General features: G+C 61.9%; 20 protein-coding genes and 1 riboswitch. Of the genes, 11 read left to right on the top strand and 9 right to left on the bottom strand.

Features of this window, described 5'->3' with window-relative positions; genetic code table 11:
- Positions 1-50: 50 nt before the first annotated feature.
- From ACVHNU_RS12885 to ACVHNU_RS12875, 3 genes are read right to left on the bottom strand one after another with little or no spacing between them, the layout of a single operon-like run.
- Complete coding sequence (locus tag ACVHNU_RS12885; protein ID WP_473019914.1) at positions 51-503, bottom strand: hypothetical protein; 453 nt, start codon at positions 501-503, stop codon at positions 51-53.
- Positions 504-540: 37 nt separating this feature from the next.
- The gene (locus tag ACVHNU_RS12880) at positions 541-972 is read right to left on the bottom strand and encodes a hypothetical protein (protein WP_473019913.1); all 432 of its coding nucleotides are present in this window, start codon (positions 970-972) and stop codon (positions 541-543) included.
- Positions 969-1,940, bottom strand: coding sequence for a LysR family transcriptional regulator (locus ACVHNU_RS12875; RefSeq protein WP_473019912.1), 972 nt, complete (start codon positions 1,938-1,940; stop codon positions 969-971). Before ACVHNU_RS12875 ends, ACVHNU_RS12880 begins: the two co-directional genes overlap by 4 nt.
- Positions 1,941-2,067: 127 nt before the next feature.
- Between ACVHNU_RS12875 and ACVHNU_RS12870 the strand changes: the two genes are divergently transcribed.
- Complete coding sequence (locus tag ACVHNU_RS12870; protein WP_473019911.1) at positions 2,068-2,343, top strand: DUF2798 domain-containing protein; 276 nt, start codon at positions 2,068-2,070, stop codon at positions 2,341-2,343.
- A gap of 8 nt (positions 2,344-2,351) precedes the next feature.
- On the opposite strand, the gene ACVHNU_RS12865 is transcribed toward ACVHNU_RS12870, so the two are convergent.
- Positions 2,352-3,122: an APH(3')-II family aminoglycoside O-phosphotransferase gene (locus ACVHNU_RS12865; protein ID WP_473019910.1), complete on the bottom strand. Its 771-nt coding sequence runs from the start codon at positions 3,120-3,122 to the stop codon at positions 2,352-2,354.
- A complete protein-coding gene (locus ACVHNU_RS12860) occupies positions 3,085-4,044 on the bottom strand; it encodes a LysR family transcriptional regulator (RefSeq protein WP_473019909.1) in 960 nt (319 codons plus the stop codon). Before ACVHNU_RS12860 ends, ACVHNU_RS12865 begins: the two co-directional genes overlap by 38 nt.
- A gap of 106 nt (positions 4,045-4,150) precedes the next feature.
- Here ACVHNU_RS12860 and ACVHNU_RS12855 point away from each other — a divergent pair, with 106 nt between their 5' ends.
- The 5 genes from ACVHNU_RS12855 (at position 4,151) to ACVHNU_RS12835 (ending at position 11,679) form a co-directional block, all read left to right on the top strand.
- Positions 4,151-5,878 (top strand): amidohydrolase, encoded by a 1,728-nt coding sequence (locus ACVHNU_RS12855; protein ID WP_473019908.1) that lies wholly within the window; start codon positions 4,151-4,153, stop codon positions 5,876-5,878.
- A 37-nt stretch (positions 5,879-5,915) separates the two neighbouring features.
- A complete protein-coding gene (locus tag ACVHNU_RS12850) occupies positions 5,916-6,992 on the top strand; it encodes a C45 family autoproteolytic acyltransferase/hydolase (RefSeq protein ID WP_473019907.1) in 1,077 nt (358 codons plus the stop codon).
- Between the two features lie 37 nt (positions 6,993-7,029).
- Positions 7,030-8,355, top strand: coding sequence for an MFS transporter (locus ACVHNU_RS12845; protein ID WP_473019906.1), 1,326 nt, complete (start codon positions 7,030-7,032; stop codon positions 8,353-8,355).
- A 216-nt stretch (positions 8,356-8,571) separates the two neighbouring features.
- Positions 8,572-10,359 carry a thiamine pyrophosphate-requiring protein gene (locus ACVHNU_RS12840; RefSeq protein WP_473019905.1) on the top strand — a complete coding sequence of 596 codons (1,788 nt, stop codon included), beginning with the start codon at positions 8,572-8,574 and terminating at the stop codon, positions 10,357-10,359.
- A gap of 606 nt (positions 10,360-10,965) precedes the next feature.
- Positions 10,966-11,679: a DUF72 domain-containing protein gene (locus tag ACVHNU_RS12835; protein ID WP_473019904.1), complete on the top strand. Its 714-nt coding sequence runs from the start codon at positions 10,966-10,968 to the stop codon at positions 11,677-11,679.
- Position 11,680: 1 nt separating this feature from the next.
- Here the strand turns inward: ACVHNU_RS12835 and mntP are convergent, their stop codons facing one another.
- The 3 genes from mntP to ACVHNU_RS12820 form a co-directional block, all read right to left on the bottom strand.
- Entirely contained in the window at positions 11,681-12,244 is a 564-nt protein-coding gene (gene mntP / locus ACVHNU_RS12830) for a manganese efflux pump MntP (protein ID WP_103522490.1), read from the bottom strand.
- Positions 12,245-12,252: 8 nt separating this feature from the next.
- Positions 12,253-12,424, bottom strand: a riboswitch (yybP-ykoY riboswitch).
- Between the two features lie 211 nt (positions 12,425-12,635).
- Positions 12,636-14,012, bottom strand: coding sequence for an ATP-binding protein (locus ACVHNU_RS12825; protein ID WP_473019903.1), 1,377 nt, complete (start codon positions 14,010-14,012; stop codon positions 12,636-12,638).
- Entirely contained in the window at positions 14,009-14,671 is a 663-nt protein-coding gene (locus tag ACVHNU_RS12820) for a response regulator (RefSeq protein WP_338802263.1), read from the bottom strand. The genes ACVHNU_RS12825 and ACVHNU_RS12820 overlap by 4 nt, the downstream gene beginning before the upstream one ends.
- A 170-nt stretch (positions 14,672-14,841) precedes the next feature.
- Here ACVHNU_RS12820 and ACVHNU_RS12815 point away from each other — a divergent pair, with 170 nt between their 5' ends.
- From ACVHNU_RS12815 to ACVHNU_RS12795, 5 genes are read left to right on the top strand one after another with little or no spacing between them, the layout of a single operon-like run.
- The gene (locus tag ACVHNU_RS12815; protein WP_007960465.1) at positions 14,842-15,108 is read left to right on the top strand and encodes a PepSY domain-containing protein; all 267 of its coding nucleotides are present in this window, start codon (positions 14,842-14,844) and stop codon (positions 15,106-15,108) included.
- On the top strand, positions 15,108-15,653 hold the full coding sequence (locus ACVHNU_RS12810) for a cytochrome b/b6 domain-containing protein (RefSeq protein ID WP_473019902.1): 546 nt from the start codon (positions 15,108-15,110) through the stop codon (positions 15,651-15,653). Before ACVHNU_RS12815 ends, ACVHNU_RS12810 begins: the two co-directional genes overlap by 1 nt.
- 51 nt (positions 15,654-15,704) lie before the next feature.
- Positions 15,705-17,000: a sialidase family protein gene (locus tag ACVHNU_RS12805; RefSeq protein WP_473019901.1), complete on the top strand. Its 1,296-nt coding sequence runs from the start codon at positions 15,705-15,707 to the stop codon at positions 16,998-17,000.
- Positions 17,000-17,611: a hypothetical protein gene (locus ACVHNU_RS12800; RefSeq protein ID WP_473019900.1), complete on the top strand. Its 612-nt coding sequence runs from the start codon at positions 17,000-17,002 to the stop codon at positions 17,609-17,611. Before ACVHNU_RS12805 ends, ACVHNU_RS12800 begins: the two co-directional genes overlap by 1 nt.
- 22 nt (positions 17,612-17,633) lie before the next feature.
- The gene (locus tag ACVHNU_RS12795) at positions 17,634-19,661 is read left to right on the top strand and encodes an LTA synthase family protein (protein WP_473019899.1); all 2,028 of its coding nucleotides are present in this window, start codon (positions 17,634-17,636) and stop codon (positions 19,659-19,661) included.
- 29 nt (positions 19,662-19,690) lie between these two features.
- Here the strand turns inward: ACVHNU_RS12795 and ACVHNU_RS12790 are convergent, their stop codons facing one another.
- Complete coding sequence (locus ACVHNU_RS12790) at positions 19,691-20,509, bottom strand: alpha/beta fold hydrolase (RefSeq protein WP_226500268.1); 819 nt, start codon at positions 20,507-20,509, stop codon at positions 19,691-19,693.
- Positions 20,510-20,524 lie beyond the last annotated feature (15 nt).

Genomic DNA, 20,524 nt, shown 5'->3' with positions numbered 1-20,524 from the left:
AGGAGCGATTGCACTCCACTTGAGTTCGGTCGCGGGTTCGCTAGCCAAGGCTATTTGGCGCTGCCGCCCTGACGGATATCCCCGCAAAAAATATCGACACGGCCATCAGTCGCCGCCGTGCGCACTACTACTGAGTAGTCACCGGCAAGCAGCTGCGACAACGCCACTGGCGCGCTTCGGGAGAACATCCAGCCGCGAATCGCCTGGCGCTCGGTGTTGACCCTGTCGTTTAACGCGTAGGCCACCGGCCCCGGCTGCTGGCAACTGCCCTTGTTGATAAAGGCATATAGGCGCAAGGGCAGCGAGGCACCGCTCGGCGCACCGCTGATGAAGAAATTGAAATTGGTCCGCTGGCCCCAGTCGGCCAGCGTGACATTGCCGATCTGCCCGATGTTCTGCCGGGTGGCGGTCAGCGGGAGGTACACGCTGGAGCCAACTGATCCGGCGCAACCGGCGAGGCTGGTCGTTATCAATAACACCGCAAACGGGGTTGTGAGCTGCATTGCCGATCTCCTGTGGTGGGGAGTTGCAATGTTTCAGTTAAGCAGATCGACACGGCGGCAGGAGAACGGCTGATAGCGATTCCGGATCGAATGACGTGTTGGCAATCTTGCTGACCTCAGGTTCCAACTGCCATTGGTCAGAGCGGTTGGTCATCTGGCGTAGAACCCATTCCTGCGGGCCAGTCCAGGACAGCTCGATATAAGTTCCTGCAAGCTCTCCGTTGGTGATCAGCAAACCTGCTTCCTCCGCAGGACCCGGGCACATGCCTCCGACAGCAAAAGGTACACGCGCAAGCATTAGTGCGTTGAGCAGGCGTATCAGTTCGACGTGTGAAGTGAACGCCATGTGGATTTTTCCGGCCGCAGCGCCGGCGAAAACCAGATTGCCGGTCATCGAATCAGTCGAGTTGATCGATGCCAGATATACGGGTGGCTGACCATAGCCTTTTGCGTAGCGGGGAGTGTTCACTGCAAATCCTTTTCAGTGGGCGCGTGAAACGACGGGGCCAAAGCATCTTCGATCGGCCAGCGCCTCTTCAAGTGTTCCGTCAAATAATCCATGAAAGCTCTGACCTTCGGCGTCATCGCTGCTCGCTCCTGCACGCAGGCGTAGATGTCCATCGGTTCGACATAAGCGTGAGTGTCCCCCTGGAGATTTTCAAACAGCGGCACCAGTTGACCGCTTTCAAGATAGGGCGCGGCGACGAATTCGGCCAGGCGCGTGATGCCCGCGCCGTGGACTGCCATTTGCGCCAGCGCATCAATGTCGTCGCTGATGGCGGTGGCATTGATCGGTGCGTCGTAGCGCTGACCGTCGCGGATGAGGCCCCAGCGCAGAAAGCGGCCATCCAGTGGATAGCGAAAAGCGAGGCAGGCATGGTGTTGCAGGTCTTGCGGTGATTGCGGCACGCCAGCGCGTTCGAGGTAGGCGGGAGCGGCGCAGAAGACGAAGGGCAGGGAAACAATCCGGCGTGCGACGATGCCGTCTTCCAGTTGCGGCTTGATCCGCAGGCTCAGGTCGATGCCGTCCTGGATGTGATTGATCTTGCCGTTGGTGGTCGACAGCTCGACCAGCAGGCGCGGATGCAGCGCGGCGAAACTGGCGAGTAACGGCGCCAGGACGTGGCGGCCGAATGCGCTGGTGGAGGCGATGCTCAAACGCCCTTGCAGTTCGCTTTCATCGCTGACGATCGCACTTTGCGCCGACTCCAGATCAGCCGCGATGCGTCGGACCTTTTCGTAATACAGCGCACCATTTTCGGTGAGGGCCATGCGGCGGGTGGTGCGCTGCAACAAGCGAACGCCGAGGTGCGTTTCGAGGCGATTGAGGGTCTGGCTCACCGCTGCTGCACTGACACCCAGCGTCTTGGCGGCGCCGACGATGGAGCCGGCTTCGACCACTTTGATAAAACTGGCAATCGCCGCCAACAGATTCATCCGTGTCCCGCCGCATGGGTTTGATTCGTAAGTTGTGCTTTATAAAGTACCTGTGGCGGGCCGTCTAGTTGCGCGCAGGGCGGCTTTGCTAAGGTGCCGACTCCCTGTCAACGGATGGAAAAGCCCTATGAATCAAAGAACCACCACCGATGCCTTATATCTCGGTCGGCGCAAGCTATCGCCGCGAGCGACGCCCTATGTGTTTGCGTTGTACATGGCGACGATCATGGCGTTCCTGATGTCGCTGGTGATCACCGCCGCCAATTCCGGGATTGATAACGACTACCTGAGTAATGCGTTGCACGCTTACAAGCTGGCAATGCCGGTGGCTTTCCTTTGCATCCTCGTGGTGCGGCCGATTGTGATCAAACTGGTAGCGCTGACGGTGCATCCGCCTCGTTGATGCGTGCCTCAGAAAAACTCGTCGAGCAACTGATAGAAAGCGACTTTTCGCAGATCCGGTTGCACCCCATAAGCCTCGAAAAATGCCGGCACCCATTGCTCGCCGAGGTTGTAGGCGATGCTGTGGGCTGTCAGTGCAAGGTCCTGGAAACGGTCGGAAACGCCCAGCCCCCCGCAGTCGACGAAACCGCTGAAGCGTCCGTGGTCGACGAGCAGGTTGGGCAGGCACGCGTCGCCGTGAGTCACCACCAGGTCTTCGCTGTCCGGGCGTGCGGCCAGCATCTGCTCGAACAGCGCTTCGGCGCTTTGGCCGAGGCGCGAGTCGTCGAAATCCTCTTCGTCGATCAAACCGGCCAACAGGTGCTCTCGGGCAAGGGCGATTTTCGCGTCGAGGCGATGATCGAATGGGCAGTCTTCAATGTCGATTGCATGCAGCGTGCGCAAGGCATTCGCCGCCAGCGAGACGATTTGCTGCGGCGTGAGATGTTCGCTGCTGGCGAGGTCGCGTCCCGGTACAGCGGTCATCAGCAACCAGAAGCGCTCGCTTTCTTCGACGCTGTCGAGCACGCGCGCCGCTGGCAGATCCTGCTCCGCCAGCCATCGCAGGCGCTGCACTTCGCCAGGCAATTCGGAGAAGCTGATTCGCGGCTCTGATTTGACGAACAGCGGCGCTGATCCGGCGGGCGTCAGGCGGAACACATCGGCGCGGGATTCGCCGATGGTTTGCTGTTCGTAGCGGTTGTCAGCGAAACGCTGGCGCCATGTCTGTGGCAGATCCATTTTCATTCGTCCCTTGTGACAGTGGGCGCCAGTGCGCCTTCAAGAATTCGATAAACACTTTGACCTTGCGCGTGTTGCGCCGGTGGGCCAGATACAACACGTAAATCCACGGGCCGAATGCGCTTGGCTCGCGCCAGTACTCGGGCATCACTTCCACCAGTTCGCCGCTAGCCAGATACGTTGCGGCGCTCCATTGCGGCAGAAACTGCAGGCCCTGACCCTTCAGCAGGCAGGCCAGCAGGAAGTCGTAATTGTCGCTGGCCACCCGTGGACTCGGCTGGGTCAGGCGAATCCTCCGGTCACCTTGCTTGACCCACCAGAAATGCCGGTTGAGCAGCGGGTGACGAAAGATCAGCCAGTCGTGCTGCTGATAGTTGTCCAGTGACACCTCTTGACCCTTGCGCGCCAGGTACTTCGGGCTGGCGCACAGCACCACCCGATTCTCGACGATGGGTTGGGCGATCACACCCGGCAGATCGATCGGGCCGTCACGCAGCGCCAGATCGTAACCGCCATCCACCGGATCGTCATAGCTGTCACTCAAGTCGACTTCCAGATGCACCTGCGGGTGGGCGTCGAGAAAGCGGCAGCAGACGTCGTTGAGAAACGCCGGGGCGAAGGAGGGCGGTGCGGTGATGCGCAGGCCGCCGCTCAATTCGTGCCTGAGCTGTTCGACACCCTCGCAGGCCAGTTGCAGTTGCATCAGCGCCTGCCGCGCGCCATCCAGATAAATCCGTCCGGCCTCGGTCAACGCCATGCGTCTGGTCGTCCGGTCGAACAGCCGCGTGCCGAGCTCTTCTTCCAGTTGCGCCACGGCTTTGGTCAGGGCCGACGGAGTCTTGCCGAGCACCTCGGCGGCGCGGCTGAAATTGCCGTGTTCGGCGGTGGCGACGAACATCGTCAGGGCACTCATCTTGTCCATTGATCTATTCCTGCTGGGCACAAAAGTTGTGCGCGAGGTGGCATTCAGTTATCGCCAAGGCTTGGATAGGCTTGCTCGCAGCCTAACAAAAATACCGAGAAGCCTCATGAAGCAGCTACTGACCCTGATGGTGTCATCGGCACTGGCCTGTGCCTCACTGGAAAGTCTGGCGTCCGCCGATCTGATCCTGCACGACGCCAAGGTCTACACCGCCGAACCCGGCCAGCCCTTGCAGCAAGCGGTCGCGGTGGAGAACGGCAAGATCCTCGCCGTGGGCACGGATGCGCAGGTGATGCGCCTGAAGACGCTGGCCACGCAAGTGATCGACCTGCACGGCAAAGTGCTGATGCCGGGCTTCATCGACTCGCATTCCCACACGATCAAGGGCGGTCTGCAGATGTTGCAGGCCAACCTCGACGGGCAACTGTTGCCGCTTGATCAACTGGAACAACGCCTGCGCCAATGGCGTCAGGACGGCAAGGCGCAGCGTGGGGATTTCCTCAGTGTAGGCGGGTTGCCGTCGACCTACTGGAGCGATATCGCCGCCCTCGAGCAGCGTTTCAATCAGGGCGAATGGGCGAACCAGCCGATCCTCCTGCTGGGCTGGGATCTGCACACCGGCTGGGCCAATCGGGCGATGCTTGAACGCGCCGGCGTCACGGCAGAGAAAGTTAAAACGCTCAAGGGCGAAGAGCAGGCGACCATCGGCCATCACCCCGACGGCAGCCCGGATGGCTTCCTCGTCGATGCCGGACTGTACCCGGTGCAGGCCTTGCTGCCGCCGCCGACCGCTGACACCTTACTGGCCGCTGGGCGCGCGGCGTTGAACTATTACAAGAGCCTGGGGATCACCGGATGGATGGACCCGCTCGCCAACGAAGTCCCGGGCAGTGACGTTACCAACACCTCGCTCGGTGTGTTGCCGACCTACAAAAAACTCTCGGAAAACGGCGAACTCACCGCCCACGTCGCGGCACTGTTGATGGTGGATTCCAAGGCCAGACCGGCCGACCTCGATGAGCTGGACAAGGTGCGCCAACAGTTCCTCGGAGTCAGCAATCTGACCTTGCCGGGGATCAAGATTTTCGCTGACGGCGTGGCCGAAGTGCCGGCGCAAAGCGCGGCGATGCTCGAGCCGTACCGCAACTCGAAAAAGACCGGTGAGCTGCTGATCGACCCGGCGCACTTCGGCGAGCTGGTCAGCGCTGCCGATGCCCGTGGCTGGCTGGTGCACATCCACGCCATCGGTGACCGCGCGGTGCGTGAGTCGCTTAACGGCATCGAGCAGGCGCGCAAGGATCGTCAGAGTGGCATCGCCCATTCGATCACTCACCTGCAAATGGTCAATCCCAAGGAGTTCGCTCGTTTCAAGGCGCTGAATGTCATCGCCTCGATGCAGATGTTCTGGGCTGCCGCCGACGAGTCGAGCATGGACCTGGTCAAGCCTTACGTCAGCGCGATGGCCTTCATGTACACCTATCCGGCGCGCTCGCTGTTGAAGAACGGCGCGACCATCGCCGGTGCCAGCGACTGGCCGATCACCACCCCGGAGCCGTGGAAGGCGATCTATCAGGCCGTCAGCCGCAAAGGCCCGAAAGGCGTGCTCAACGCCGCCGAAGACATTGACCGTCAGGTCATGTTCCAGGCCTACACCCTCAACGCGGCCAAGGTGCTGCGCCTTGAAGACCAGATCGGTTCGCTCAAGCCCGGCAAGCAGGCCGACATGATCGTCCTCGACCGCGATGTGTTCACGGTCGAGCCCGCCGTTCTGCGCGACACCCAGGTGCTCAACACCTGGTTCGCCGGTCGCGAAATCTACCGCCGTAAACCGTGACGGCAGCCCTTCAAAACGACAACAAGGAAATCTTTTCGTGAATGTTCATTGCTTCGTCACCGACACCCGGGATCCGCAGATTCGCGGGCAGCAGATTGGCACCACCTGGGCCGCGCAGATCCGCCAGACGGTGGCGCTCTATCTGGATTTCTTCAATCAGGTCGGTGTTCCCCTGGCACAGGTGCAGGCCATCGGTGAAGCCAGTCTGCAAACCCTCCAAGGCTGGTGCCCGAGCCTCGCCGAAGAGCTCGTCGCCACTGCTGAAGGTGCCGGGGTGCCGCTTTGGCAGCTCGCCAGTCTGAATGCTCGTACCGAGATCCTCGCAGTGATGCCGGCGTCCACCGAAGGCGAGTGCTCGACCGCCGTGTTCGCCCCCAACGGCGCATTGCCGCCGCGCAGCATCCAGACCTGGGACTGGCACGATTCGCTGGTGCCCAACGGGCTGATTCTGCAACTGACTACGGCCGCAGGCATGACGGTCAAACTGTTCACCGAGTTCGGCATGCTCGGCAAGATCGGCGTCAACAGCGCCGGGCTGGGCTTGCACTTCAACATCCTGCATCACGCCAGCGACAATGGATCTGCCGGGGTGCCGGTGCATGCGATTGCCCGGCGCATCCTTGAAGAAGCCAGCAGCGTTGACGAAGCGATTGCGCTGGCGCGTTCAGCGCGGGTCAGTGCTTCCACGGTGCTGACCGTGTTCTCCCGCGAGGACTCAAGCCCGCGTGCGGTGAGCATTGAAATGTCGCCAGCATTCACCGCAGTGGTGCGGCCCGATGCCGAGGGTTGGATCACCCACACCAACCATTTCCTCGATCGCGAACTGAGCCTCGGCGAGCGCACACCGGATGCCTCGACGACGTACGCCCGTTTCGATCACGTCAACGCGGCGCTGCAAAACATGGCCAGTGGCAACCTGAGCCATCGGGCAGACGCCATGTGCGGCGAGGCGGGTGAAGACGCGCCGATCTGCTTCCACCCGGATCTGAGCATGCCGGCGACCGAACGCTGGGAGACTCTGCTGACCATCGGCATCGACACCGAGAACAGCGTCCTCGAATACGCCGCCGGCAACCCCAAACAGCTCGCCCGAAACGGCTATCTGCGTTTCTGAATCGCGGCCTCCAATAAAAACAAAACGAGCAATGCACATGGCTACCGAGATTGATCGCAAGAGCGGTTCCCCGTCAGCGCTGAGGACGTTTTTCGTCTCCGGCATGGGCACCGCCCTGGAGTTCTATGACTTCGTGATATACGGCACCGCCGCCGCGCTGGTGTTTCCCAAAGTGTTTTTTCCGCAGATGGATCCGCTGACCGCGACGCTGGTGGCGTTCGGCGCCTTTGGTGCCGGGTTCTTCGCCCGTCCCCTTGGCGGCATGGTGTTCGGGCATTACGGTGACAAACTCGGCCGGCAGAAAATGCTGGTGATCACGCTGCTGCTGATGGGTTTGAGCACGCTGTTGATCGGGTGCCTGCCGGGCTATGCAACCCTCGGCGCTGGCGCACCGGTGTTGTTGGTGCTGCTCAGGCTGGTGCAGGGCTTTGCCGCCGGTGGCGAGTGGGGTGGCGCGGCGTTGTTCGGTATCGAGTCGGCGCCGCCCGGGCGTCGTGGTCTGTGGGGCAGTTTCACCAGCATGGGCATCGGTATCGGCGGGATTCTCGGTGCCGGGGTGTTCGCGATTGTCAGTGTCGCGTCACACGATGACCTGGCCGGATTTGCCTGGCGCATTCCATTCTGGCTCGGTGGCGTGCTGGTGCTGATCGGTCTGTATGCGCGCCTGCAGAAACCGCTCGAACAACCCGCCGAACCGCAGGCCCACGTGCGCATTCCGCTGCTTGAAGCGCTGCGTGCGCGGCCCAGAGCCATGCTGTTGTGCACCGGCATCGCTTTCGGCTACGTGACCATCGCCTACATCGGCAGCACGTTCTTTCTGTCGTATGCCACGCAATTGGGCTATGGCAGTACCGATGCGCTGGTATTCGACTTGTCGCTGTCGATCGCCATCGTGATCACCGCACCGTTGTTTGCCTTGCTTTCCGACCGGATCGGCCGCCGCCAGGTGATGATCCTCGGCGCGCTGATCATGGCTCTCGGCTTCTTTGCGTTTTTCCCGCTGGTCGGCCTCAAGAGTCTGCTGATTTCTACCGCTGCCTACATCGCCATCGGTGCGTTCATGGGCGCGACGCAGGGGCCTATTCCGGCGTTCCTGGCGGAGCAGTTTCCGCGACACATGCGTTATTCGGGAATGTCGGCGGCGTACCAGATCGGTGCGGCGCTGGGCGGCGGCACCGCTTCCAGTGCGGCCACAGCGATTCTGATCGCGAACAACCACAACGCGTTCGGGGTGGCGGTTTACGGCGCGGTTGCGCTGGGTATCGTGGCGCTGTGCTCGTTGCTTCTGAAGGAGACGGCGCACCTGAGCCTTGAACAGATCGACGAGGCCGATTGGCCTTCACCCATGCCCGCTGCCAGTTGAACCACTCGCCCCTGTAGGAGCTGCCGAAGGCTGCGATCTTTTGATGTTGTTTTTTGAGATCAAAAGATCGCAGCCTTCGGCAGCTCCTACATGGGGGCGGCTCGGCAATAAAAACAATCGAAACTTCGCGCTCTTCCCGGCTGTCCAGACCCTTGTACTTCCCGGCGGATGTTTCGCCGGGAAGGCTTCATGCATCGGTGACAGGCGAGGAACGAGATGACGACGACAGTGGGAGATTTTCTGGTTGAGCGGCTCAGCCAATGGGGCGTCACGCGGATTTTTGGTTATCCGGGAGACGGCATCAATGGCGTGTTCGGCGCGCTCGCCCGAGCCGATGGCAAGATCGAATTCGTTCAGGCCCGGCACGAAGAAATGGCCGCGTTCATGGCTTCGGCCCACGCCAAGTTCACCGGCGAATTAGGTGTGTGCATTGCCACTTCAGGCCCCGGCGCTACGCACTTGATTACCGGGCTGTACGACGCCCGCATGGATCACCAACCGGTGCTGGCGATTGTTGGTCAGCAGGCGCGTACCGCACTCGGCAGCCATTACCAACAGGAGCTGGACCTGGTCTCGATGTTCAAGGATGTGGCCGGGGCTTTTGTGCAGCAGGCGTCGGCGCCGTCGCAAGTACGACATTTGCTCGACCGCGCCGTGCGCACAGCGGTTGGCGAGCGGCGGGTGACAGCGATCATCCTGCCCAATGATTTGCAGGATCTTGAATACGAGCCACCGGCGCGGGCGCATGGCACCGCGCACTCTGGCGTCGGTTACACCAAGCCGAAAGTGCTGCCCTACGAGGCGGATCTGCAGCGCGCCGCCGACGTTTTGAACAGTGGCGAAAAAGTCGCGATTCTGGTGGGCGCCGGCGCGTTGCAGGCGACGGATGAAGTGATCGCCATCGCGGAAAAACTCGGTGCTGGCGTCGCCAAGGCGTTGCTCGGCAAGGCAGCGCTGCCGGACGATTTGCCGTGGGTCACCGGCAGCATTGGTCTGCTGGGCACCGAACCGAGCTACAAGATGATGAATGAATGCGACACCTTGCTGATGATTGGCTCGGGTTTCCCCTATGCCGAATTCCTGCCCAAGGAAGGTCAGGCGCGCGGCGTGCAGATCGACCTGCAACCCGACATGCTCAGCCTGCGTTATCCGATGGAGGTCAATCTGGTTGGCGACTCCGCCGAAACCCTTGCCGCGTTGCTGCCGTTGCTCGAACAGAAGACCTCGCGCAAGTGGCGCAAAAAGATCGAAGGCTGGCGCGGCAGCTGGGAAAAGACTCTGGAAAAGCGCGCGATGGCCAAAGCCACACCGATCAATCCACAGCGGGTGGTCTATGAACTGTCACCGCGCCTGCCGGATCAGGCAATCATCACCAGCGATTCGGGCTCCTGCGCCAACTGGTACGCCCGTGACCTGAAAATCCGCCGGGGCATGCAGTGTTCGCTGTCCGGCGGACTGGCTTCGATGGGGGCTGCCGTGCCGTACGCGATTGCCGCCAAGTTCGCCCATCCCGAGCGCGCGGTGATTGCCCTGGTGGGGGATGGCGCGATGCAGATGAACAACATGGCCGAGTTGATCACCGTCGCCAAATACTGGCGCCAGTGGGAGAGTCCGAAGTGGATCTGCGCGGTGTTCAACAACGAGGATCTGAATCAGGTCACTTGGGAGCAACGGGTGATGGAGGGCGATCCGAAGTTCGAAGCCTCGCAAAGCATCCCCGACGTGCCGTATCACCTGTTCGCCATTTCCATCGGCCTGAAAGGGATTTTCGTCGACCGCGAAGAGGACGTTGCCGCCGCCTGGGAGCAGGCATTGGCTTCGGAGGTGCCGGTGCTGATCGAGTTCAAGACCGATCCCAACGTACCGCCGTTGCCGCCGCACATCACGCTCCAACAGGCGAAGAAATTTGCCACGACCCTGCTCAAGGGCGACCCGGACGAGGCGGGTGTGATCGTGCAAGCCGCCAAGCAGGTGCTGGCCAGCGTCCTCCCCGGCAAAAAATAACCGCATAGGAGCTTCGCCGTGCCCCAAATCTGTGAACGCCGCTGAAACCTGTGGGAGCGGGCTTGCTCGCGAAGGCGCTGTGTCAGGTGCAGAAGTTGTGGATGTGTCGACGCCTTCGCTGGCAAGCCAGCTCCCACAGGTGTTTCGTCGTCCCCCAAATTTGTGAACGCCGCCGAAATTGTGGGAGCGGGCTTGCTCGCGAAAGCGCTGTGTCAGGTGCAGAAGTTGTGGATGTATCGACGCCTTCGCTGGCAAGCCAGCTCCCACAGGTGTTTCGTCGTCCCCCAAGTTTGTGAACGCCGCCGAAACTGTGGGAGCGGGCTTGCTCGCGAAGGCGGTGTGTCAGGCGCAGCGATTGTGGATGTGTCGACGCCTTCGCTGGCAAGCCAGCTCCCACAGGTGTTTCGTCGTACCCCCAATCTGTGAACGCCGCCGAAATTGTGGGAGCGGGCTTGCTCGCGAAGGGGGTGTGTCAGGCGCAGCGATTGTGGATGTGTCGACGCCTTCGCTGGCAAGCCAGCTCCCACAGGTATTTCGTCGTATCCCAAGTTTGTGAACGAAGACCGTGGAGATTTTCATGCGTGAAGCGGCGAAGGTGTTTTTTTGATGTTCATCGGTTGCGCAGGCTGGAGTCTGGGGCGTGAGTATTGGCCGCAGTTTCCGGCCGAGGGCACGCATCTGCAGCGTTATGCGGCGCGGTTCGAATGTGTGGAAATCAACAGCTCGTTCTATCGTCCGCATCGGCGCCAGACCTATGAGCGCTGGGCGGATTCGGTGCCGCCAGGCTTTCGCTTTTCAGTGAAGGTGCCGAAGCAGATTACTCATGAATTGCGTCTGCAAAACTGTGAGCGAGCGCTGGATGAGTTTCTCGGGCAGTGCGAGGGCTTGGCCGATCGGCTGGGATGCTTGCTGGTGCAACTGCCACCGTCGCTGGCCTTTGAGCCGGCACGTGCAGAAGCGTTTTTCGTGGCGTTGCGCCAACGATTCGCGGGTGATGTGGTGTTGGAGCCACGGCATGAATCGTGGGTGACGGCGGCGCCGATGCTGCACGCTTATCGTATCGCCCAGGTGGTGGTCGATCCATCGCGAATCATTAGCGATGGCTCAGCGCAGGGCTGGGCCGGTGTGCGCTATTGGCGACTGCATGGCGCGCCACGGATTTATCACAGTGCTTATGAGTTGCCTTATCTGCAGCAGCTGGCGCAGGACATGCGGCTCTGCGCTGCTGAAGGCGCCAGCGTCTGGTGCATTTTCGACAACACCGCCAGTGGCGCCGCGTTGGGCAACGCGATGACACTGGCGGCGCTGATCCGGGTCTGAATCAGGCTGACAAGTGCTCGTACAGAATGGTCGCGCCGACGATCATCAGCACCACACCACCGACGATTTCCGCACGCTTGCCGACCACCGCTCCGAGTACCCGGCCAAGCATCACGCCGATGGTCACCATGGTCATGGTTGCCACGCCGATGGCCGCTGCCGCCACCCAGATATTCACGTCGACAAACGCCAGGCCGACACCGACTGCGAGGGCGTCAATGCTGGTGGCGAACGCGGTGACTGCCAGAATCAGGAACGAATGCTGGCCGGGTTTTTCTTCTTCCTCGTCTTCGTGTTTCAGGCCGTTGTAGATCATGTGCAGGCCGAGGATCACCAGCAGGGTGAAGGCGATCCAGTGGTCCCATTCGGCGACCCAACGGGTGGCGGCCTGACCGATCAGCCAGCCGATGATCGGGGTGATGGCTTCGATCACGCCGAAGATCAGGCCGGTGCGCAGCGCTTCGGTCAGACGTGGTTTGTGCAGGCTGGAGCCTTTGCCGATGGCCGCGGCGAACGCGTCCGTGGACATGGCCAGAGCGAGGAATATGAGGGAAACAGGATTCACGGGGGCACACTTCCAGTCGGGCTATGAGTCAACGACACAACCACACGCCCGACTTTAGGCATGGATGTGTCGTCGGTCTCACCAACCAAAAGGTGTTCGTACCACGGCGTGTTGCCGAGAATGTTGATACGAACGCTTCCGAGGGACTCGGAAACAGGCTACTCCCCAACGAGGCTGCGGATCTTATGGGGGCAAACATGAAAATTTTGTCAAAAGCATCGAGGCCATCGAAAAAGAGCAAATTTCTGTGGCGAGGGAGCTTGTCGAATCGTCGCACCGTCCCGCCGGGTCGCGCAGCGGCCCTTTCGTTGCCGAACATCAGAAGGCCTGCTGCGCAGTCCAGCGGGAGCAAGCTCCCTCGCCACAATGCTCGTGCAGGGTCCCGGCGATGTTAGTGACTCGAGAGCTCATTGATCCGCAACTGCGCACACAACCCGCCCTGCGGCCGGTTGTACAGCTGCAGCGTGCTGCCGATCTTGCTGACGATCATCTGCACGATCGCCAGCCCCAGTCCCGCGCCGTTACCGTGGCCGTGGCTGTAGAAACGCTCGAACAGCCGCGCGTATTCCTGCTCGTTGATACCGGGGCCGGCGTCCTCGACGCTGATGTACACCGCGCCGCCCGCCTGCGGTTGCACCTGGACCCGCACCTCGCTGCCCGGTGGGGCGAAGTTCAGCGCGTTGGTCACCAGGTTCTGCAAGGCGATGGCGAGGGCCACCGGGTCGGTGTCGACCGGGCAGTGGTGGTCGCTGTCGAGGATCAGTTCGACGTCTTTTTCCAGGGCCAGCGGTGCCAGTTCGGCGAGCTCTTCGCGCACCAGTTCGGTCAGTTCCACGCTGCGGGTTTCGGGATTGGCCAGGTGCGGTTCGATGCGCGCCATGGTCAACAATTGACTGGCGATACGCGTCGCCCGATCCACCGCGCTGACCAGATACTCCAGCGCTTCTTCGCGTTGTTGCGGGGTCGCCGCCAGTTGCGCGTTTTGCGCGTGGATTCGCAGAATCGCCAGCGGTGTGCGCAGCTCATGGGCGGCGTCGGCAATGAAGCGCCGCTCCCGCGCCAGCAGATTGTCGATCTGTTGCAGCAGACGATTGAGCGCGGTCTGCATCGGCTCCAGATCGTGGGGCAGGGGGCTGAGGTGCAGCGGTTTCAGGGTTTCGGTGTCACGTCCGCGAATGCTCTGCGCCATCGCGCGCAGCGGTTGCAGGCCCCAGCCGATGGTCAGCCAGATCAGCGCGGCCAGCAGCGGGACGCCGATCAGGCTCGGCCACACCGTGTGGCCGACGATGCGCTCGATCAGGTCCTGACGGATGTCGTCACGCTCGCCGACCCAGATCAGCAACCCTTGTTGCGAATCCTTGAGCAGAAACGCGCACCAGTCGCGACCGTTTTCCATCAGGTCATGGGAGCCGAGGGTGGTGGGCGGCGCCGCAAGCTCCGGCGCTTCGGCCGAGCGCACCAGCAATTGGCCGTCGCTGCGCCAGACCTGAAAGGTCAAACGGGTTTCGTACGGGTGCGCAGCCTCGCCGTCGCCGACCCGGCTCATCGCTTCATCGAAGGCCTGATAGAGCCGGCTCCAGTCATTGTCGCCCGGCGCGCGCTGGGCCAGTACGCCTTGCAGCAGGCGCGCACTTTGCGCCAGTTGGGCATCGTAGACCTCTTCGATTTCATGGTGACTGTCGCGCAGCACGAGCCAACTGATCAGCAGATCGCCGATCAATACCAGAATCAGCACCGGCACCAGAATCCGCGCACGTATGGAAATCATGGCTTGAGCTCCACCACATAGCCGACCCCGCGCACGGTGCGGATCAACTCGCTCGAGAGTTTTTTGCGCAGGTTGTGGATCAGCACTTCAAGGGTGTTGCTCTCGACCCGGTCCTGCCAGCCATACAGCGCCCGGGACAGACGTTCGCGGGTGACGACCTTGCCGGGGCGGGCCATCAGTTGATGCAGCAGTTGATATTCCATCGGCGTCACCACCACGTCGGTGCCGTGCCAGGTGACCTGCTGTGTGACCGGATCAAGGCACACGCCGGCATGCTCGAGCACCGGTTGCGCACGGCCCTGACTGCGGCGCAGCAACGCGCGGATGCGCGCTTTCAGTTCATCGACGTCGAACGGTTTGATCAGGTAGTCGTCGGCGCCGGCATCCAGCCCGGCGATGCGTTCGGCGGTGCCGTCGCGGGCGGTGAGGATCAGCACCGGCAAGTCCTGTTGCTCGCCGCGCAAGCGTTGCAGCAGCGTCAGGCCGTCGAGCCGTGGCAGACCGAGGTCGAGCAGCAGCAAGTCGAAGCTCTCACTGCGCAGGGCGTGCAGGGCGCTGGCCCCATCCTGCAACCAGTCGAGGGTGTAGCCTTCGCTGCCGAGGGCAACACGAATGCCTTGACCGAGGGCGCGATCATCTTCGACCAGCAATAGGCGCATAACGGATTCTCTTGAGGAAACACGGCGGTTGACCGGCGGCATCATGCCGCTGTGCAGCCGGCTGTGGCAGCTGACCCGACGGGAAAGATGTAACGACTCGTTGCCAACTAAGCTTTGACTAAGGTTGCTTTTGCACAGTGAGGCCTTCCTCATCGAGCGAGAGTGTTTCCATGCGCAAACTTCTGCTGTTGTCCCTCATCGTTGCCAGCCCGCTGGCCGTCGCCGGCCCGCAATGCACCACCGCCGAACGCTCGCAATGGCAAGACCAGAAAGCCTTTCAGGAACAACTCAAGGCCCAGGGCTACGAGATCAGCAAGTTCAAGGTCACCGACGGCAACTGCTACGAGATCTACGGCTTCGACAAGGACAAGCGCAAGGTCGAGATCTACCACGACCCGGTCAGCGGCAAAGCGGTGAAAACCGAGATCAAGGGCTGATGCCGAGCGCGTCCCTGCGCCTGTGGGACCCCGTGGTGCGGCTGTTTCATCTGTCCATCGCGGGCGTCTTCGTCGCCAATTACTTCTTCAATGAAGCCGGTGATGACTGGCATGTGTGGCTCGGCTATTACGCCATGGGCTGGCTGCCGGTGCGGCTGGTGTGGGGGTTTGTCGGGCCGCGCAGTGCGCGTTGGGCGGATTTCTGGCCGACGCCGACGCGGCTGTTCGCCCATGCGCGCTCGTTGATTGCCGGACGGCCCGAGCATCGTCTTGGGCATTCGCCGATGGGTGCACTGGTGATGGTTTTGATGCTGCTGGCAATGTTCACCGCTGGCGTGAGCGGTTGGGCCATGGAAGAGGTCGATGCCTTGTGGGGCGCCGACTGGCCGTTGCAGGTGCACGAAACCGCTACCGACATCCTGTTGGTGCTGGTCTGCCTGCACATCGCCGCCGCGCTGTTCGAAAGTTTTCTGCTGCGCGACAACTTGCCGTTGTCGATGCTCACGGGACGCCGGCGCCGCTTGCCGGACGATCTACCGCGCTGACAAGGATGTTTTGCCGATTGCCCTCCATCCTGTTTTTGCCGTGAGTCCACTATGCGTGTGCTTCCCGATCGCTTGAAATTTATCCTCGGCGGACTGGCCGTGAGCCTGATTTTCTGGGGCGCCTGGCGCAGCCATCCGGCCCATGTGCTGGCGCCGTTTGCCGTGGCGACGCCGCCGGTCGATGCCTCGCTGCAGGCATCGGAGCCGCTGTACAGCAGTCGCTTCGTCTCCTCGCAATTGAATGATTTCGTGCACTCCTCGTCGGTGACCGCACTGCCGGGCGGCGACCTGATGGCGGTGTGGTTTGCCGGCTCCCGCGAGGGCGCTGCCGACGTGCAGATCCGCACCGCACGCTATGACGCCAACAGCGCGGAGTGGGGCGCCGAGCAGGTGCTGGCCACCCGCGAATCGACCCGCGACGGCACCCAGCGCTACATCCGCAAACTGGGCAACCCGGTGATTGCCCTCGCGCCGGATCAGCGGTTGTGGATGTTCTATGTCTCGGTGTCCGTGGGCGGCTGGGCCACCAGTGCGATCAATGTGATGGTCTCGGATGATGTCGGGCGCAACTGGTCGGCGCCGCGACAGCTGATCACCTCACCGTTTTTCAACATCAGTACGCTGGTGCGCGCCGCGCCGGTGTTCCATGCCGACGGCTCGATCGGTTTGCCGGTGTATCACGAGTTCATGGGCAAATTCGCCGAGTACCTGTACCTGAGCGCAGACGGCGCGGTGATCGATAAATTCCGCATCAGCCGTGGCAAACATTCGTTGCAGCCGACCATTGTGCCGCTGGATGGCCGGCGTGCCGTGGCCATGCTGCGTTATGCCGGCGACACTCATCATCGAGTGCTGGCCAGCCGCACCGAGGACGCCGGGCAGACCTGGAGCGAGCCGTATCCGCTGGAACCGGCCAACCCCAATTCATCGCTCGCGGCAGTCGGCACCGACGACAACGGGCTGCTGGTGGCGCTGAATGATCTGCAGGACGGGCGCTTCAAGCTCAGCCTCTATGGCACTGATGCCAGCCTGAACCACTGGCGCAACGTGATCGAACTCGATCAGTCGCCCGATCCGCTCGGCCAGCCGTTCGCCCCCGAAGCCTATAAGGCAATCATCGGCGAAGGCTTTCGTGCTTCGAGTGGTGCCCGGCGCTTGCCGCTGGAACAGCGCTTTCTGAGCAATCTGGACTACCGGGTGTGCAAGCCGCAGGGCTGTGATTTCGAGTACGAGTATCCGTACTTCAGTCGCGGCAGCGATGGCCTTTATCACCTGGTGTATTCGTGGAATAACACCTTCATCAAACATGTCAGCTTCAACGAAGCGTGGCTGGAGGAACGACTGTGATGCTGATTCTCTGGCAAGCCCATTTGACGTTCATCCTGCTTAGTTTTGTCCTGCTGGGTTCGTTGCAATGCACCCAACGCTGGCGTCCGTGGCTGCTGCCGCTGCTGGCAGTGGTCAGCTTCGTGCCGGTCAACGAGCTGCCCTTGGCGGCGTATGTGCGCAGTGTCACCGACGATCTGGCGATCACCACGCTGGTGTTGCTCGGCTGGGCCAGTCTGGTCCGACTGGGCGTGGTCGAGCGGCAGACATTGTCGGCACGGGTGCAGGTGCTGGTGCTGTTTAGCGTGCTGGCCGCGCTGCTGTACCCGGCGACGATGGGCCTGACGTATTTCGATCCGTACCGCTGGGGCTTCAACCCACGGCCGATGATCGTCTGTATCGGTCTGCTGGCACTGGCGCTGTTGTGGCTGCGCAACACGCTGGCAGTGTCGATGCTCGCGCTGGGCACGCTGGCGTTCGCCTTGCGTCTCAAGGCTTCGGAAAACTATTGGGATTACCTGATCGACCCGCTGCTGCTGGGTTACTGCCTGATCGCCGCTGCAGCGCTGTGCATCCGTGAGGTCTGGCGTCTGCTGCGAGCCGCACCGGCGGGCGCGACATCTTCTATTTGAACCAACGACACTGAGGTCAATGATGGGCTGGTTGCAATCGCGACGCCTGCGCTACGGCGTGGGTGCGGCAGGTTTGACGTTTTTGTTGTTTGCCGTGCTCCGGCTGGTGTTCGTGCTGGGGTTTTCCGGGATCGCGCCCAGCGAGTTCATCGATAACCCGGCACTGCGCGAAACTCTGGGCATCGGCTTGCGCTTCGACTTGCGCCTCGCCGTGTTGCTGATCCTGCCACTGGCGCTGCTGGCCTGGCTACCGCGCTGGAACCTCACGCGGTTGCCGTGGTTGCGCTGGGTCGCACGGGTTTACTGGCTGCTGGCGCTCGGTGCGATTGGCCTGCTGTACATCATCGATTTCGGTCATTACGCCTATCTCGGCGTGCGGATCAACGCCACGGTGCTGCGTTACCTGGAAGACGCGCAGATCTCGCAGCAGATGGTCTGGGAAACCTATCCGGTGCTGTGGATCGCCCTCGGCTGGTTGGCGGTGCTGGGCGTCTGGTTCTACGGATTTTTGAAGCTGGAACGGCTGACACTGGCCCGTGAAGCCAAGGTTATCCGGCGTCCGTCGCTGGCATTCGGCACCGGGCTGGGCGTGGTCGTGGTGCTGCTGGCGCTGCTGGGTCGTGTCGACAATCTCAACCTGGAAAACCCGGTGCCGCTGCGCTGGAGCGATGCGTTCTTTTCCGGTAACGCGCAGATCGCCGCGGTCGGTCTGAACCCGGTGCTGTTCCTGTACGACACGCTGAAAACCGGGCAGGCGCAATTCGATGAGGCGCAGGTGCGCGAGCACTATCCGCTGATTGCCCGCTATCTGGGCGTGGATCGACCGGATCCGCAATCGCTCAACTTCGAGCGTCAGCAAGGCGTGCAGCCGTATCAGCTGCAGGGCACGCCGAACGTGATGTTCGTCATGCTCGAATCGCTGGGCACCAGCGCCGTCGGCGCCTACGGCAATCCGTTGAACCCGACGCCGAACCTTGATCAACTGGCGAGCCGCAGCTGGTTCTTCAAACACTTCTATGTGCCGGTCACCGGTACCGCAAAAACCGTGTGGGCGAGCATCACCGGCGTTCCCGACGTAACCCGCCGCGAGACCGCGACGCGCCACCCTCTGATCACCCGTCAGCACACGCTGATTAATGCGTTCACCGATTATCAAAAGCTCTACATGATCGGCGGCAACGCCGGCTGGGCCAATATCAATGCGCTGATCCAGCAGAGCATCGACGGCGTGCGCCTGTATCAGGAAAGTGACTGGCGTTCGCCGCTGGTGGACGTGTGGGGTATCTCCGATCTGGATCTGTTCAAGGAGAGCGACCGCATCCTGCGCGACTTGCCGAAGGACCGACCGTTCTTCGCCTACGTGCAAACCTCGGGCAACCATCGGCCGTTCACCATCCCCAAGGACAACGATGGCTTCGAGGTCAGCAACCTGTCGCTGGAGCAGGTGCAGGCTGCCGGTTCGCGCAGCGTCGAGCAATACAACGCGGTGCGCCTGCTGGATTTCAATATTGGCAAGTTGATGGAACTGGCCAAGGCGGGCGGCTATTACGACAACACGATTTTTGTGTTCTTCGGCGACCACAACACGCGCATCAGCCAGATCCCGCACATGCCGCCGGCGTTCGAGCAACTGGGCCTGGAAAGCAATCATGTGCCGATGTTGATTCACGCCCCGGGGCTGCTGGCGCCGAAGGTTATCGAGGAAGCCGTGGGGCTGGTGGATCTGCTGCCGACGGTGGCGGGGATGGCCGGCGTGCCGTTCAGCAACGGCGCGATGGGTCGCGATGTCCAGCAACCGGCGCCGGAAGGTGAGCGCGTGGTGCCGCTGGTGCTGCGCGAGGGGACGTTCCCGTTGATTGGCGGCGTGACCAAGGATTTCCTCCTGCAGATGCAACATGACGGCAGCTCGCCGACCCTGCATGACCTGGCGTCGAGCACGCCGCTGGATAACGTCGCCGGGCAAAACCCCGAGGAATTCCAGCGCCTGGTGGAGCTGACTCGGGGACTGCACGAAAGCGCGCGGCTGATGTTGTATCGCAACGTGCGCTGACCGGGACTGTTCCCGGTCAGCGTGGGGCTTTATTGGTTCAGGAAAGCCAACAGGTCTTCATTCAGCGCCTGGGCGTGCGTCACGGCAAAACCGTGGGGGGCGCCGGCATAGACTTTCAGTTCGGCGCCTTTGATCAGGGCGGCGGCTTGCTTGCCGGTGGTTTCGAACGGCACGATCTGATCGCCGTCGCCGTGGATTACCAGGGTCGGCACGTCGATCTTCGCCATGTCCGGACGGAAGTCGGTTTGCGAGAATGCGGTGACGCAATCCACGGTGCCTTTCAGCGAAGCGAGCAGGGCGACGTTCAGGGTTTGCGTGAGCACGCCGTCGGAGACTGTCTGGCCCTGATTGGTGCCGTAGAACGGCGCCGCGAAATCCGCGATGAACTGCGCGCGATCCTTGAGCAGGCCGGCCTTGATCCCGTCGAACACTGAGTGGTCGACGCCTTGCGGGTAGTCGGCCTTCTTGCCGAACAGCGGCGTCACCGCCCCGAGCAGCACCAGCCCGGCAACGCGCTCGCTGCCGTGGCGGGCGATGTAGCGGCTGACGTCGCCGCCACCCATGGAGAAGCCGACCAGCGTGACATCGCGCAGGTCGAGGTGCTTGATCAGTTGCGCGATGTCATCGGCAAAGGTGTCGTAGTCGTAGCCGGTCCACGGTTGATCGGAGCGCCCGAAACCACGGCGGTCGAAGGCAATCGTGCGGTAGCCGCGACTGCTCAGGTACTCCATCTGGTATTCCCACATGTCGGCATCCAGCGGCCAGCCATGGCTGAACAACACGGGTTTGCCGCTGCCCCAGTCCTTGAAATAGATCTGTGTGCCGTCATCGGTAGTGAATGTGCTCATGGAAACTCCTTGCTG

This window comes from Pseudomonas sp. Ors-4-3C, from assembly GCF_055755035.1.
Note: the sequence above shows the minus strand (reverse complement) of the source record. Positions and strands in the feature narration are given on the sequence as shown.